Below are 15,137 nucleotides of genomic sequence, written 5' to 3' on the forward strand. Positions count from 1 at the left end.
GACGACCCTAAACGGCGGCCATTGGCCGCCGTTTCTGTTTTAAGATGTCCGCCTTTTCACCCAGTCCGTTTCCGCGCTGTCTTTCGGAGCTTCCCATGTCTGCCCTCTCCCCCACCCTCGAACTCGCCTGCGACCTCATCCGTCGTCCTTCGGTCACCCCGGTCGACGAAGGCTGCCAGGACCTGATGATGCGCCGGCTGGCCGCTGCCGGCTTCCGCATCGAGCGCATGCGCATCGAGGACGTGGAGAACTTCTGGGCGATCCGCGGTGGCGACGGCCCGGTCCTCTGCTTCGCCGGCCACACCGACGTGGTACCCACCGGCCCGCTGCAGGCCTGGCAGCACCAGCCCTTCGATGCCCTGATCGACGAGCAGGGCATGCTCTGCGGCCGGGGCGCGGCGGACATGAAAGGCAGCCTGGCGGCCATGCTGGTGGCGGTCGAGCGCTTCGTCGCCGAACATCCGCAGCACAAGGGCGCCATTGCCTTCCTCATCACCAGTGACGAGGAAGGCCCGGCCCACCACGGGACCAAGGCCGTGGTCGAGCGCCTGGCCGCCCGTGGCGAGCGCCTGGACTGGTGCATCGTCGGCGAACCCTCGAGCACTTCCCTGGTGGGCGACGTGGTGAAGAACGGCCGCCGTGGATCCCTTGGCGGCAAGCTGACGGTACGCGGCGTGCAGGGCCACGTGGCCTACCCGCACCTGGCGAAGAACCCCATCCACCTGGCTGCGCCGGCTCTGGCCGAACTGGCCGCCGAACACTGGGACGACGGCAACGCCTTCTTCCCGCCCACCAGCTTCCAGGTGTCCAACCTCAACTCCGGCACCGGCGCCACCAACGTGATCCCCGGCGAGCTGGCGGCGGTGTTCAACTTCCGCTTCTCCACCGAGTCCACCGTGGAAGGCTTGCAGCGCCGGGTCGAGACCATTCTCGACAAGCACGGCCTGGACTACCACCTGGAGTGGGCCCTGTCCGGCCTGCCGTTCCTGACCGAGCCGGGCGAGCTGCTGGATGCCGTCTCCGCCAGCATCAAGGCCATCACCGGCCGCGACACGACCCCTTCCACCAGCGGTGGCACCTCGGACGGCCGCTTCATCGCCACCATGGGCACCCAGGTGGTCGAACTCGGCCCGGTGAACGCCACCATCCACCAGGTGAACGAACGGGTGCTGGCCAGCGATCTCGACCTGTTGACCGACATCTACCAACAGACCCTGGTCCGCCTGCTCGCCCAATGATGCTCATCTGCCCCCTCTGCCAGGGCCCGCTCCACGCCAGCGACAAGGGTGTGGCGTGCCCGGCCAACCATAGCTTCGACCGCGCCCGCCAGGGTTACTACAACCTGCTGCCGGTGCAGCACAAGAACAGCCGTGCCCCGGGGGACAACGCCACCATGGTCGAGGCCCGCCGGCGCTTCCTCGACGGTGGCCACTACGCCCCACTCGCCGCCCGCCTGGCCGCCCTGGCTGCCGAACGCGATCCCGAGCGCTGGTTGGATATCGGCTGCGGCGAGGGCTACTACACCGGCCAACTGGCCATGGCGTTGCCGGCAACCGACGGCTACGCCCTGGATATCTCCCGCGAGGCGGTCAAGCGCGCCTGTCGCCGTGCCCCGCAGTTGCACTGGCTGGTGGCGAGCATGGCACGGGTGCCCCTGGCCGACGCCAGCTGCCAGTTGCTCGCCAGCGTCTTCAGCCCGCTGGACTGGCAGGAAGCCCTGCGCCTGCTGGCGCCCGGCGGCGGCCTGCTGCGTATGGGGCCGACCCGCGAGCACCTGCTGGAGTTGCGCGAGAAGCTCTATGACGAGGTCCGCGACTACGATGACCAGAAGCATCTGACGCAGATCCCGGCAGGCATGCGTCTTGCCCATAGCGAGACCCTGACCTATCGCCTGCAACTGGCCGACGCCCAGGCCCGCGCCGACCTGCTGGCCATGACCCCGCACGGCTGGCGCGCCAATGCCGAACGCCGTGCGGCGGTGGTGTCCGAAGCCTTCGAAGTCACGGTGTCCATTCGCTACGATTGGATCGAGAAAATCTAGAGAGCCTTCCCATGCGCCAACCCGATATCGAGATCTACCTCAAGGACGCCGATCAGGAAGCGGTCACCGCCTGGCTCAACACGGCGCTGGGCCCCTGCACGCCGTGGCAGCAGAAGGGACAGACCTTCAAGTGTCTGGCCGGGGATATCCCCGTGACCTGGCTGCCGAAGGCAGTGGGCAAGTGGCACAGCCTCTACCTGGAGAGCGATGCCTCGCCCTGGGAAGACGATCTGGGTTGCGCCCGTGCTGCCTTCGCGGCCCTTGGGGTGGAAATCCGCTGCGCGCCGGGTGGCTGGCAGGAAGCGCAGGGAGAGGAAGATGCCGACCGCTGGATCAAGGTGAACGCGGAAGGCGAGCAGGAAATCACCTGGCGCACCGACTGAGGCGGCAGTGGGCGCTGACCCCGGTCCTGGTTCGAACCTTTGCGGTGGAAATCCGCCACGCGGATTTTCACCCTACGCAGTTCATCCGTAGGGTGGACCACGCTTCTCCGGTCCACCAACGTGGCCCGGCCAGGGCACAATCTCGATGGTTCGCGGTTCGAAGCATGGAAAGCAAAAGGCCCGTCACTGACGGGCCTCTTGTTCTTGAGTCTCAGACCTTGGCGACGTCTTCCGCCTGCAGGCCTTTCTGACCCTGGATCACGGAAAACTCCACCTTCTGGCCTTCCAGCAGAGAGCGGTGGCCCTCGCCGCGGATAGCGCGGTAGTGAACGAACACATCAGGACCGCTTTCGCGCTGAATGAAACCATAGCCCTTGGCGTCATTGAACCACTTGACGGTTCCGACCTCACGATCAGCCATTACTGCTCTCTCCAACTCGCAATTTTGTTGTTTTACCCCCTTATGCGGGGGTTTCGACGGTGCGGTAAAGACGTTCTTCTTACATCCGACCCCGGCCGAATATAGCGTGGAGCGGGCATTTCGAATGGCGTTCTTTTGGTGACCGCGACCGGAGTATACGACAAGAGTTGGTGCTGAAAAGTACTTTTTTATGACAGTACGGAATGGCCGGCCCATGCGGGCTGGACGCCCTTTTTTGGTTCTTCGGACGTACAAATCGGAGCATGAAAAAAGGCGGGAATGCACCAGTGTTTGTCCAACTTCCCACCTTTTCCCAATGACTTGCACTACTTGGCGGCCAGTACGTCCTCGAGCTTCTTGGCCAGTGCCTGATATTGGAATGGCTCCAGCCTATAGGCCCAATCCAGCTTGCCGGGCACCTGCTCGTCGCCGAGGCCTTGCTTGTCCGTGAGCACCAGCCAGGGCTGCCCCCCCTGGGAGTAGACCACCCCACGCAATTCACCGCCTTTGAAGGTCGAAAGGCTGAACTGGAGCATCGGCTTGCCCTTGAACTGCACCTGCGCCAAAGGCGCATTGTCGGCGAACTCCAGGCCGGCGAAGAGGGTCGCCATGCCGTTGGCCGCCGCCTCGTAGGCCAGGCGCCGGTCCTTGGGCAATTGCTTGAGCTTGAGGTTGGGCTCCTCGGCCGAATCACGGTAGACGGTCAGCTTGCTGCCGTTCGGGTAGGCCACTTCCACCTGCCTGACCTTGGCGAAGGGAATCGCCGCCACTCGACGGTCCAGCCAGTTCAGCTCGGTTACCGGCATGGGCATGGGCTGGTCCACCAGCCAGACCTGGTTGTCGCCGTAGAGGCGCACCAGCTGGCCCTTGCCCTGTTGCGCCGGCCTGCCCACCAGCAGCTCCAGGGGCGCCTCGCCCCCTCGCTCCAGCCTGACGCGTACACCCTGCTCTTCGGCGTTGCCCTTGTCGGCCAGGCCGATGCGACCATGCAGTGCCGGGTTGGCGGTCTTGGCTTCCACCTTCTGCGCCTCGGCGAGCGCCTTCAGCAGGGTCGCCACCGGTTGGCCGGCGGCCGGGTAGTCGGCCTTGGCGGGCAGCACCCAGAGGTCGCCCTTGCGCTCCAGGCGCAGTTCGGGCTGCCCGGGACGCTGCACGTCCACCGCGCTCACTTCCGCCAGCTTGCCTTGCAGCCCGGGCAACAGCAGCTCACGGCTGGCGCTGGACGGCTGCGGCCGCGAGCTGCCCTGCTGAAGGTAATAGGCCACGCCCAGCCCGAGTGCGAGCAGGGCGAGGATGATCAGGCCTTTGCGTCCCATTGCGTTCTCCTCAGGCCTGGCGCCGGCGGCGCCAGAGCCACAGCACCAGCACGCCCAGGGTCAGCACCAGCGGCACCAGGGCGATGTTGATGAATTTCAGGGTGCGTCCCAGGTCCTCGATGTCGGCGTTGAGCTGGAAACGCACTTCGCGAAGTTCCTTGCGGATGCGCAGCTTCTCCTGGACGAACTGCTGCAGGGTGGCCTGCTGTTCCGGGGTCAGCTCCAGGGCCTTGGCCGGCTCCTGGCCCTGCTGCAGCGAGGCCAGCTTCTGCTCGGTTTCGGTCAGGCGCTGCTGGAGCTCCTGCTCGCGCTCGCGGAATTGCACCTCGGCATCGCGCTGGAGCTTCTCCACCACATCGAAGGGACGGCTGAAGCGGCCACGGGAACGCACGCTGATCAGGGCATCGGAGCCGGCCAGGTTGTCCAGGGCGTTGATGGCGAAGCCGGAGTTGTCGGCCCAGGGCTGCGGTACGCGCTGGCCGAAGAAATCCTGTACCTGCACCCACATGCGGTCGCTGAGCATGTCGGTGTCGGCGACGACGATCAGGTTGACGTTTTCCGCCGCCTTCAGTCCGCCCTTGCGACCTTCGATGCCGTTGGGGAAGGCCGATTGCACCGGCCCGCTGATGCGCGCGGCCACCGCGTAGCGCTCACCGGTCGGCTTCAGCTCGCGGATCAGCTCCTCCGGGTCGGCGAGCATGCCGAAGCGCTGCACGTCGAACGGCATGGCGTACTCGGAGCTCTGGATCAGCGGCAGGAAGCGGGTCTTGGCGCCATCCAGCGGCTCGAGGATGCCGGCGGTGGCCAGGGTGATGTTCTCCAGTCCGCCGGTGCTGACATCGCTCTGGTCGAGGCTGTGCCTGGGCAGGTTGAGCCAGGCGGCATGCCGCGCCGGCGGCTTGCCCTGGCCCATGCTCACCGACATGCCGTTGGCGCCGTCGCCCAGCACCTTGCCCGGCATCATCCGCAGGCCCCAGGCCTTGAACAGGATGTCGAGATCGGAAGACTTGTCGCCACCCGGTTCGCCGGGCATGGCCATGCCGTTGTCGGCTTCGCTCCAGGGGTCGACGAAGGCCAGCAGCTTGCCGCCGCGCAGGACGAACTGGTCGATGGCGTACTGGGTCTGCTGCGGCAGGTTCTTCGGGTGCACCAGCAGCAAAACCGAAACCTGTTCCGGAATCTGGTCGATGTCGCTCTTCAGGCTTTCGATATGGAACAGCTGACGGATTTCCTCCATCACCATCCAGGGCGGCGTCGGCTGGCGGCTCGCCATGTCGAACCCGCCGTTGAGCGGCAACCCGGAAAGCACGCCCACCACCGGCCGCTCCGGCTTGGCCAGGCTCTGCACCAGGCGGCTGATCTCGTACTCGAGGAATTCCTCCTGGTCGAGGGGGAAGAAGGGGATGACCTGGGTTTCGTCGACGCTGTTGGTGCCGGCCAGGCCGAAGTAGATCTGGTCGCCGCCCTGCTCCAGCGGAATCGCCTGCAGGCCGAACTCGGCGGCCTTGTCCTCGTCTTCGGAGAAAGGCTCCGGATCGACGATGTGCAGCTTGATCTTGCCGCCGGCCGTGCGCTCGTAGGCCTTGAGCATTTCCTCCACGCGTCGCGCGTAGTTGCGCAGCACCACCAGGTCCTTGGCGGCCTTGTCGGAATAGAAGAAGTAGAGATTGATCGGCTCGTCTATCTCGCCAAGGATCTTTTTCGTCCCGTCGGAGATGGTGTAGAGCTTCTGTTCGGTGAGATCGACCCGTGCGTTGGTCAGGGTCAGCCCGGCGAGCATGTTGAACGCCAGGAAGGCCAGGGCGATGAGCAGCAGCCCGGCACCGGAATACATCAGTCTTTTCATGTTCAGTCGGCCTTCTTCAGATCGACCACCACAGCGGTGGCGGCCAGCCAGGCGGCGATCAGGGTGACGAAGTAGAGCAGGTCACGCAGGTCGATCACGCCCTTGCTGATGGCATCGAAGCGGGTGAGGAAGCTCAGTGACGCCACGGCGTCCAGCAGCCATTGCGGGGCCCAGGTGCTGAAGGCGTCGAGCACCAGCGGGAAACCGCTGACGATGAACAGGAAGCACACGCTGACGGCGAGGATGAAGGCGATCACCTGGTTCTTCGCCAGCGCCGACATGCAGGAGCCGATGGCGAGGAAGGCCCCGGCCAGCAGCCAGCTGCCGATGTAGCCGGTGATGATCGCGCCGTTGTCCGGCTCGCCCAGGTAATTCACCGTGAGCACCATGGGGAAGGTCAGCAGCAGCGCCAGCCCGGCGAAGGCCCAAGCAGCGAGGAACTTGCCGGTGACCGCCTCGAAGCGGGTGATGGGCAGGGTCATCAGCAGCTCGATGGAGCCGGACTTGCGCTCCTCGGCCCAGAGCCGCATGGCGATGGCCGGCACCAGGAAGAGGTAGAGCCAGGGGTGGAAGTTGAAGAAGGGCGCGAGGCTGGCCTGGTCGCTTTCGAAGAAGCCGCCCAGGTAGAAGGTGAACACCCCGGACAGCACCAGGAAGATCACGATGAAGACATAGGCCAGCGGCGTGGCGAAGTAGCTCGCCAGCTCGCGCTTGAAAATCACCGGCAACTGCATCATGCCGCTTCTCCCCGGGTCAATCGGCGGAATACTTCGTCGAGACGGCCGCGCTCCACGTCCAGCTCCCTGACCTTCCAGCCGCGCGTGTGGATCAGCTGGTTGACCTGCGGGAAGATCACCTCGCCCGGCTTGGCGAGAATGGTCAGGCCACCCTCGATGGCGTTCTCTTCGATGCCGGCAACGCCCGGCAGCACCGCCAGGGCCAGCATGTCCAGCGGCTCGTCGGCCACCAGGGTCACCGCCTGGTGATAGCGCGAGCGGCTTTCCAGCTCGAAGGGCGTGCCGTCGGCCACCACCTGGCCGGAGGCGATCACCAGGGCGCGGGTGCAGACCGCGGTGACTTCTTCGAGGATGTGGGTGGAGATGATCACGATCTTGTCGCGGGCCAGGCTCTGGATCAGCTGGCGCACCTGGTGCTTCTGGTTCGGGTCGAGGCCGTCGGTGGGCTCGTCGAGGATCAGCGCCCGGGGATCGTGGAGGATCGCCTGGGCCAGGCCGACGCGGCGCTTGAAGCCCTTGGAGAGGGTCTCGATGGACTGGCCGAGGACATGCTCCAGCTCCACCTGGCCGACCGCCCGGTCGACCCGCTGCTTCTTCTCGGCACCGCCGAAGCCGCGGACTTCGGCGATGAAGTCGAGGAAGCCGCGCACCGTCATGTCGCCATAGCAGGGGGCACCTTCAGGCAGGTAGCCGATCTCCCGCTGGGCTTTCAGGGTCTGGGTCTGGATATCAAAGCCGAAGATACTCGCGGTGCCGGAGGTCGGCGCGAGGAAGCCGGTGAGCATCTTCATGGTGGTGGACTTGCCCGCACCGTTGGGGCCGAGGAAGCCCAGGACTTCTCCCGGTGCGACGCGGAAGGACAGGTTGTCCACGGCAGTGTGCTGCGCAAAACGCTTGGTCAGATTGGTTAATTCGATCATGGCCTATAGTCCCGAAGGGAGAAGCCCCTGGCCATGCGGGCCGCCGGGGCCTTGCAAACGCTGGCGGACTATAAGGATTCCTCCGCGGGCATTGCAAGAAGGCGCCTGGTGCGAAAAGTTGCAGGAATTATCCCCAATCGCGTCGATCCCAGCCTTTTTGCGACCCGCCAGCGAATCCGGCAAACTAGCGACCCCGAGCAATCGCTCGTTTCACAACACTACCGTCCGATGACCCGCTCCCCTTTCCGCCGCCTCGCCTTCGGCACCCTGCGCCGCCTGCTCTATCTCTGGGTACGCTCGGAAACCATCAACCAGTCCGCCTTCACCCTCAAGCTCGACCGCAGCAAGCCTGTGCTCTACGCGCTGCAGCAGCCTTCGGCCAGCGACCTGGCGGTGGTGGACCGGGAATGCACCAAGGCCGGCCTGCCGCGCCCGGTGCTGCCGGTGGCGGTGGGCGACCTGCTGGAGCCGGCCGCCTTCTTCTACCTGACTCCCGAGCCGCGCTGGCTGGGCGGCCAGGGCAAGCGCGGTGCCTCGCCCACCCTGGTACGGGTGCTCGGTGCCATCCAGCAGAATGCGCTGGACGACGCGCAGATCATCCCGGTGACGGTGTTCTGGGGCCAGTCGCCGGACCGCGAGACCAGCCCCTGGAAGCTGCTTTTCGCCGACAGCTGGGCGGTGACCGGGCGCCTGCGCAAGCTGGTCAGCATCCTCATCCTCGGGCGCAAGACCCGTGTGCAGTTCTCCGCGCCCATCCACCTGCGCGAACTGGTCGCCCAGGACAAGGGTCCGGAACGCACCCTGCGCATGGTCAACCGCATCTTGCGGGTGCACTTTCGCAACCAGAAGACCGCGGTTATCGGCCCCGACCTTTCCCACCGCCGCAACCTGGTCAAGGGACTGCTGCGCGCGCCCCAGGTACGCCAGGCCATGGCCGAGGAAGCCGAGCGCGAGAAGATCAGCCTGCCCGCCGCCGAGGCCCAGGCCTTGAGGTACGGCAACGAGATCGCCTCGGACTTCGCCTATACCGCCATCCGCTTCCTCGAAGTGGTGCTGTCCTGGTTCTGGAACAAGCTGTACGAAGGCATCAAGGTCAACCATATCGAGGGCGTGCAGGAAATCGCCCAGGGCCACGAGGTCATCTACGTGCCCTGCCACCGCAGCCATATCGACTACCTGCTGCTGTCCTACCTGCTGTTCCGCAATGGCCTGACCCCGCCGCACATCGCCGCCGGGATCAACCTCAACATGCCGGTGATCGGCGGCCTGCTACGCCGTGGTGGGGCCTTCTTCATGCGCCGCACCTTCAAGGGCAACCCCCTCTACACCGCGGTGTTCAACGAATACCTGCACACCCTGTTCAGCCGCGGCTTCCCGGTGGAGTACTTCGTCGAGGGGGGGCGTTCGCGCACCGGGCGCATGCTGCATCCCAAGACCGGGATGCTGGCCATCACCCTGCGCAGCTTCCTGCGCTCCTCGCGCCTGCCCATCGTCTTCGTTCCGGTGTACATCGGCTACGAGCGCGTACTGGAAGGCCGCACGTACCTGGGCGAACTGCGCGGGGCGAGCAAGAAGAAGGAATCCATCTTCGACCTGTTCAAAGTCATTGGCGCGCTGAAGCTGCGCTTCGGCTCGGTGGCGGTAAACTTCGGCGAGCCCATCAAGCTGGCCGAATTCCTCGACCAGCAGCAGCCGGAATGGCGCACCCAGGACCTCGGTCCGCAATACCGCCCGGCCTGGCTCAATGGCACTACCCACCAGCTCGCCGTGCGCATCGCCCGCCACCTCAACGACGCGGCGGCCATCAACCCGGTCAACCTGGTGGCCCTGGCGTTGCTGTCCACCAGCCGCCTGGCGCTGGACGAGCGAGCCCTGACCCGGGTGCTCGACCTCTATCTGTCCCTGCTCCGCGCCGTGCCCTACTCGCCCCATGCGACCCTGCCCGAAGGCGATGGCCAGGCGCTGATCCAGTACGTGCAGAGCATGGGCCTGCTGGCCGAGCAGAAGGACGCCCTGGGCAAGATCCTCTACCTGGACGAGCAGAATGCCGTCCTCATGACCTACTACCGCAACAACGTGCTGCACGTCTTCGCCCTGCCCGCGCTGCTCGCCAGCTTTTTCCAGAGCAGCGGACGGATGAGTCGCGAGCAGATCCTGCGCTACACCCGCGCGCTCTATCCCTACCTGCAGGCGGAACTCTTCATCCGCTGGGACGCCTGCGAGCTGGATGGGGTAGTCGACCAGTGGCTGGCCGCCTTCGTCGACCAGGACCTGCTCAAGCTGGAAGGCGATGTCTACGTGCGGCCGGCACCCAGCTCGCGGCAGTTCGTGCTGCTGACCTTGCTTGCCCGCGCCATCGTCCAGACCCTGCAGCGCTTCTACATGGCCATCGCCCTGCTGCTCAATGCCGGGCAGAATCAGCTGAGCGCCGAGGAGCTGGAAGACCTCTGCACCGTGATGGCGCAGCGCCTGTCGATCCTGCATGGCCTGAACGCCCCGGAGTTCTTCGACAAGACGCTGTTCCGCCACTTCATCCAGACCCTGCTCGACCAGCGCGTGCTGCGCCAGGACGAAGCCGGCAAGCTCGGCTACCTCGAAGTGCTCGGCGAACTGGCCGAAGGCGCGGCGAAGCGCGTGCTGCCGGCGGAGATCCGCCTGTCGATCCGCCAGGTCGCCCTCGACCGCCAGACCGAAGGCGAGATCCAGGCCGACGCCAGCTGAGCACCGGCGGCAGCGGGGCCAAGCGCCCAGCGGCCGCCACAGCCGCCTCCATTCCCGGAACCGTCCTACAAAAGAACCAGAGCCCGGCATACAAGAGTGCCGTGGGGGGCTCAGTACCATTGGGCACCAGGCCGATCCTGCCCGGATCGCGGCCAGCCACACGGTACGGAAGACGCCCATGCTACTTAGAACCATCACAGTCGAGAACGAGGCGCAGGAAGTGGTCAACGCCGCCGTCCTGTGCAGCTTCGCCATCCCCGAGATCGATCGGAACATCCTCGTCTACTCCCTCAACGAAGAAGGTCGCCAAGGCACCGCCAAGGTGTACGTCGCCAGCGTCACCCCCGGCACGAACGGCTACCTGCTGGGTTCGCTGCAAAGCGAACTCGAGTGGCAGTACGCCAAGCGCGTGCTGAGACAGATCGCATGGGAGATCGAGCCGTGAGCAAATCGGAACAGGTCAATTTTCACTTCATCAAGATGAAAGACCCAATTACCGGGCCCGACGAACAGCCTCCCGCCGTCAGGGACCATCGTCCGCTATCGATCAGCAAGAGCTCGATCCAGAAGCTGATTGCCAGCCACGAGAGCACCAACCTGGACGATCCGCTGCCGGGCCTGATGCCTTCCCCCGTCGACTCCCGGGAAGAGCCCCCGACTGTGCCAAGCCGCCTGACCAGTGCGGCCCTGGATGTCATCTACAACCTGCCCTCCGCCTCGTTCGAGGCTGAATCTGCCGGGGCGGAGCCACAAGCGGAGCACGTAGCCGACGTAAGGCCTGCTGCAGGGAAAGGAAAAGTCGAACCAGACTCACCAGAAGCCGTCGAAGCGGTGAAACCGGCGCCTGCCGCCTCCGAACCGGAACCCGAGCGCGAGCCCGAGCCCGAGCCCGAAGCAGGACCGGAAGACCCGCCCAGCCATCCGATCGAAGCCCAGTCGCAGGCCGAGGTTGCCGACGTCGAAGTCGAGTCCACCGACGAGGACGCCGACTCTTGTCAGGTAGATATCCACGAGCCGATTCAGCCCAGCGCACCGGCCCCCGTGCCCCACATAGAGCCGTACCAGGACAATGCCAGCACGCCCCCGGTTGGGGATCCCCCTGAGACGGCCCCCATGCCCAACGCCGAGTCCCGCGGCGCCAGCGACACCGACAACGTCCTGGGGGACGTACAGGCCACCCTGAACTCACTGGCCGACATGGCCAAAGGGCTGACCCAGCAGAAACTGGAAGCGGTGAAGCAGCGGGAAAGCCTGGAACAACTCAAATCACAGCTGTGCGAGAAAGAACGCTCGCTGGTGGAGAAGGACGACCATCTGCGCGCCCTCGAGGCGCGCCTGAATAGCGATGCATCAGCGATCGAACATGCAGCAGAGGAAAACGCGCGTGCCCTCGCCGAGCGAAGTACCGCACTCAAGGCCCTGGCCGATACCGTCGAAGCCCGCGATCGCAGCACCGCGAAGGTCGCCGAGACATTGCGCCAGGAAAAACTGCGCAATGATGAGCTGGCCGAGTCCCTGCAGCGCCGCGCCGAAGCACTGGACGAGCGCGAAGCCACGCTGCAACGCAAGGAAGACCAGTTGGCGGAGAAGCTCAAGCAACTGGACGGCACCAAGGAAAGATTCCGCAAGATAGTCAGAGCCTTCAACGAGACGGTGCAGTTCAACAACACCCTCAACGCCATCTCCAGCACGGCGCTGGACGATGGCCAGGAGTGACGCCCACCAATACATCGCCCCCTACTGGGGGCGATTCCTTTTCCTCTTCTCCGCGCCGCCATTTCTCGCCTTGACGATTGTTCCGGCGCCATCGCCAAGGGCTCCTCGCCTTAGTGGGTCCTATCCAGACATCTCCAACCAAGAGCCCCCGATGAAAGCATTGCCCCTGATCCTCGCCAGCACTCTGCTCGCCGCCTGCGCCGGTCAACCAGCCGGCGAAACCCGACACCTGGAAGGTGAAGTCTTCTACTCGCAGCGCATGGCCCTGCCGCCCAGCGCCATCCTCAGCGTCAGCCTGCAGGATGTATCCCTGGCCGATGCACCGGCCGTTGAACTGGCCGGCCAGCAGAATCCGGTCGCGGGGCAGGTGCCGCTGGCCTTCCGGCTCGACTACGCCGCGGCCAAGGTACAGCCGAAGCAAAGGTACGCGGTGAGCGCCCGCATCGAACTGGACGGCAAACTGATGTTCATCAGCACCGAGCAGCACTCGGTTAGACTCGACGGGTCCGACCCGCAGCCGCTGCGCATCAAGGTCGATCCCGTCCGCTGAAGCGGACCGCTCCCGAATCCGTCACAAGGATGCTGCCATGATCCGATTCACCGCCCTCTGCGCCGGCCTCGCCCTGTCCGCCAGCGCCTTCGCCCTGTCCCTCGCCGACCTCAGCCAGCAGGATGCCAGCGGCGGACTCAAGGATGCCCTTACCCAGGGCGCCAAGGTTGCCGTGCAGCAACTCGGCAAGCCCGGCGGCTTCAATGACAACCCCGATGTGCGCATCGAGCTTCCCGGCAAGCTCGGCAAGGCGGCCAAGACCATGAAGATGATGGGCATGGGCGCCCAGGTCGAGCAGCTCGAAGCGACCATGAACAAGGCCGCCGAGGCCGCCGTCCCGCAGGCCCAGGCCCTGCTGGTGGATGCGGTGAAGAAGATGACCGTGCAGGACGCCAAGGGCATCCTCGCCGGCCCGGACGACGCCGCCACCCAGTACCTGAACAAGACCAGCCGCGAGCAACTGCGCGCCAGGTTCCTGCCCATCGTCAAGCAGGCCACCGACAAGGTCGGCCTGGCCCAGCAGTACAACAGCTTCGCAGGTCAGGCCGCCAGCTTCGGCGTGGTTGATGCCAAGAGCGCCAATATCGAGAGCTACGTGACCGAAGAAGCGCTCGACGGGCTGTTCAAGTTGATCGCCGAACAGGAGGCCAGCATCCGTCAGAACCCGGCGGGCGCAGCCACCGGGCTCGCGAAGAAGGTATTCGGGGCGCTCTGAGGTCGCTCGTCTGGAAAAGCCCGGCTTGATGCCGGGCTTTTTTGTGGGTGCAGGGGAAATGCCGGATTGGCAAGATTGTGTGAGAGCACTTGATTGGCTTCGCGCGGCCGGCCCCCTCACCCCCGGCCCCCGCCCTGCGCCCCAGCCTGATCGCTGCGCGCTCAGTCGTTCATCGGCACCGGAAGCGGTGCTTCTGAAAGCGTACCTCTTCACCCCTGAAGAGGAGAGGGGTGACTCGCGCCGGACAGGTCGCGGTAATCCTGATGCCCAGTCGTTGCATGAACCTTTGCAGAAGAGGTGGGGCTGACGACTCCGCCCCGTCAGGAGGCCGAGCGGAATCGTTGCATAGGGGGGCGAGCGGCATGGATGCCGCGAGAGGCGTGCGGGGCCATGGATGGCCCCTCACGCCGGGCCCCCGGCGCAACGATGCAGCGAGGGAAGTCCGGCGCAGCCGGACCCGGATGCAGGGGCAAGCGCTTTGGTTCCTTTCTGGCGTTTGAGAAAGGGACTCGCCCGGGAGGGCGAAACAGAAACCCGAAGCCCACTCGGCAAGGAGCTGGGCAATAGAGCCCCGAGCCCCCTCATACCGGATTGCCAATCCGGTATGCCCTCACCTCTCCAGAATTTCCACCCGCCTATCCCCCAACACCTCGTCCAGCCCCTGGTGGAACCAGCGCAGCGCCTGCTCGAAGCGCCCATGCCAAAGCTGCCCCGCGGCGCCGGCCTGGATGCCCGCCTGCACCCGCGCGGCCATGGCGAAGTCTTCCTCCAGCGCCGAATAGAGGATGGCGTTGTTCTTCTCGAAATAGCGCTGGGCCTTCTCGGTGGCCGGCGCCTCGGCCAGCAGGGTATGGCCGAGCACCCGGGTGGCCAGGGGGCCATCGGGGAACACGCTGGAAAAATCGATATGGTCCGGCTCCACCAGCACCAGGGTGTTGGGCCAGAGGAAGTACAGCAGATTGCCGTGGCGGCGCAGGTCCCAGTCCTGCTCGGGCTGGTCGAGTATCTCGCGCAGGTTGCGCTTCACGTAGTAGTTGCGAATATGCCGGCCGAAGCGTTCAAACAGGCCCAGATTCGGCCAGAACAGATGGTCGATGGTGGCTTGGTGCGCCTTGGCGACGTGGTAGTTCTCCAGGAAGGTGTCGATGGTCAACTTCCAGTTCACCGGCCGGCGGATGTCCTGCGGGTCGAAGACGACGTGCTGATCGATGGCGAAGCTGTCGAAGTCGGCCAGAATCTGCTCGCCGAAAAATACCTCCAGGTCCAGCGCCGGCCCCGGCGTGTGCCGCGCCCAGACGGCGCCGAAGCGTTCGGCCACTGGCACCTCGGTGAGGTTCAGGCAGGCACGGTCGACGCCGTCGAAGCCGTAGCCATGGGGAATGCCGCGCAACTGGCCGTCCGGGTTGTAGGCCCAGGCATGGTAAGGGCAGACGAACACCCGGTTGCGCCCGGCCGCATCGCCCACCAGCTGGGTGCCGCGGTGCTTGCAGACATTCAGGAAGCCGCGCAGGCGACCCTGTTCATCGCGGGTCAGCAGCAGCGGCGCCAGCAGGTCGCGGGTGATGAAGTGGCCCGCCGTGATCTCGCCGGAACGCGCCACCAACAGCGGCTCGCGGCGCAGCACCTCGTCCCGTTCACGGCGGTAACGCTGTTCGTCCAGGTAGGCCCCCACCGGCAGGGCCGAGGGCGCTTCGACGCAGTCGGTGATGCCCTGCTCCACCAGGGCCAGGGTTCGCTTGAGCAATTCCACCTGGGTCGCGTGCTGCATGGG

Annotated in this window: 14 protein-coding genes; 8 read left to right on the plus strand and 6 right to left on the minus strand. The window is 65.4% G+C overall.

Annotated elements, in window-relative coordinates:
* Positions 1-95 precede the first annotated feature (95 nt).
* From dapE to E8F12_RS20695, 3 genes are read left to right on the plus strand one after another with little or no spacing between them, the layout of a single operon-like run.
* Entirely contained in the window at positions 96-1,238 is a 1,143-nt protein-coding gene (gene dapE, locus E8F12_RS20685) for a succinyl-diaminopimelate desuccinylase (protein WP_280327048.1), read from the plus strand.
* Positions 1,238-2,041 (plus strand): putative RNA methyltransferase, encoded by an 804-nt coding sequence (locus tag E8F12_RS20690; protein WP_280327049.1) that lies wholly within the window; start codon positions 1,238-1,240, stop codon positions 2,039-2,041. Before dapE ends, E8F12_RS20690 begins: the two co-directional genes overlap by 1 nt.
* 11 nt (positions 2,042-2,052) lie before the next feature.
* Positions 2,053-2,424, plus strand: a complete 372-nt coding sequence (locus E8F12_RS20695; protein ID WP_280290890.1) for a hypothetical protein — start codon at positions 2,053-2,055, stop codon at positions 2,422-2,424.
* 211 nt (positions 2,425-2,635) lie between these two features.
* Here E8F12_RS20695 and E8F12_RS20700 read toward each other — a convergent pair whose 3' ends face one another.
* The 5 genes from E8F12_RS20700 to E8F12_RS20720 all read right to left on the minus strand — a co-directional run bounded on the left by E8F12_RS20700 (position 2,636) and on the right by E8F12_RS20720 (position 7,664).
* On the minus strand, positions 2,636-2,845 hold the full coding sequence (locus tag E8F12_RS20700; protein WP_016494409.1) for a cold-shock protein: 210 nt from the start codon (positions 2,843-2,845) through the stop codon (positions 2,636-2,638).
* Between the two features lie 326 nt (positions 2,846-3,171).
* Positions 3,172-4,161: a DUF4340 domain-containing protein gene (locus E8F12_RS20705; RefSeq protein WP_280327050.1), complete on the minus strand. Its 990-nt coding sequence runs from the start codon at positions 4,159-4,161 to the stop codon at positions 3,172-3,174.
* A 10-nt stretch (positions 4,162-4,171) separates the two neighbouring features.
* Positions 4,172-6,007 carry a Gldg family protein gene (locus E8F12_RS20710; RefSeq protein WP_280327051.1) on the minus strand — a complete coding sequence of 612 codons (1,836 nt, stop codon included), beginning with the start codon at positions 6,005-6,007 and terminating at the stop codon, positions 4,172-4,174.
* Between the two features lie 2 nt (positions 6,008-6,009).
* Positions 6,010-6,744 (minus strand): ABC transporter permease subunit, encoded by a 735-nt coding sequence (locus E8F12_RS20715; RefSeq protein ID WP_280327052.1) that lies wholly within the window; start codon positions 6,742-6,744, stop codon positions 6,010-6,012.
* Positions 6,741-7,664, minus strand: a complete 924-nt coding sequence (locus tag E8F12_RS20720; RefSeq protein ID WP_280327053.1) for an ABC transporter ATP-binding protein — start codon at positions 7,662-7,664, stop codon at positions 6,741-6,743. Before E8F12_RS20720 ends, E8F12_RS20715 begins: the two co-directional genes overlap by 4 nt.
* 228 nt (positions 7,665-7,892) lie before the next feature.
* Here E8F12_RS20720 and plsB point away from each other — a divergent pair, with 228 nt between their 5' ends.
* From plsB to E8F12_RS20745, 5 genes are all read left to right on the plus strand, one after another.
* Positions 7,893-10,385, plus strand: a complete 2,493-nt coding sequence (gene plsB, locus E8F12_RS20725) for a glycerol-3-phosphate 1-O-acyltransferase PlsB (protein ID WP_280327054.1) — start codon at positions 7,893-7,895, stop codon at positions 10,383-10,385.
* A gap of 178 nt (positions 10,386-10,563) precedes the next feature.
* The gene (locus E8F12_RS20730; RefSeq protein ID WP_280327055.1) at positions 10,564-10,830 is read left to right on the plus strand and encodes a hypothetical protein; all 267 of its coding nucleotides are present in this window, start codon (positions 10,564-10,566) and stop codon (positions 10,828-10,830) included.
* Positions 10,827-12,101, plus strand: coding sequence for a hypothetical protein (locus tag E8F12_RS20735; RefSeq protein ID WP_280327057.1), 1,275 nt, complete (start codon positions 10,827-10,829; stop codon positions 12,099-12,101). Before E8F12_RS20730 ends, E8F12_RS20735 begins: the two co-directional genes overlap by 4 nt.
* A gap of 151 nt (positions 12,102-12,252) precedes the next feature.
* Complete coding sequence (locus E8F12_RS20740) at positions 12,253-12,651, plus strand: YbaY family lipoprotein (protein ID WP_280327058.1); 399 nt, start codon at positions 12,253-12,255, stop codon at positions 12,649-12,651.
* Between the two features lie 37 nt (positions 12,652-12,688).
* Complete coding sequence (locus E8F12_RS20745; protein WP_280327059.1) at positions 12,689-13,366, plus strand: DUF4197 domain-containing protein; 678 nt, start codon at positions 12,689-12,691, stop codon at positions 13,364-13,366.
* 610 nt (positions 13,367-13,976) lie between these two features.
* On the opposite strand, the gene E8F12_RS20750 is transcribed toward E8F12_RS20745, so the two are convergent.
* Positions 13,977-15,134, minus strand: a complete 1,158-nt coding sequence (locus E8F12_RS20750; protein WP_280327060.1) for an aromatic ring-hydroxylating dioxygenase subunit alpha — start codon at positions 15,132-15,134, stop codon at positions 13,977-13,979.
* Positions 15,135-15,137 lie beyond the last annotated feature (3 nt).

Origin of the sequence: Pseudomonas sp. BN102 (assembly GCF_029871245.1) — a bacterium.
GTDB lineage: Bacteria > Pseudomonadota > Gammaproteobacteria > Pseudomonadales > Pseudomonadaceae > Metapseudomonas.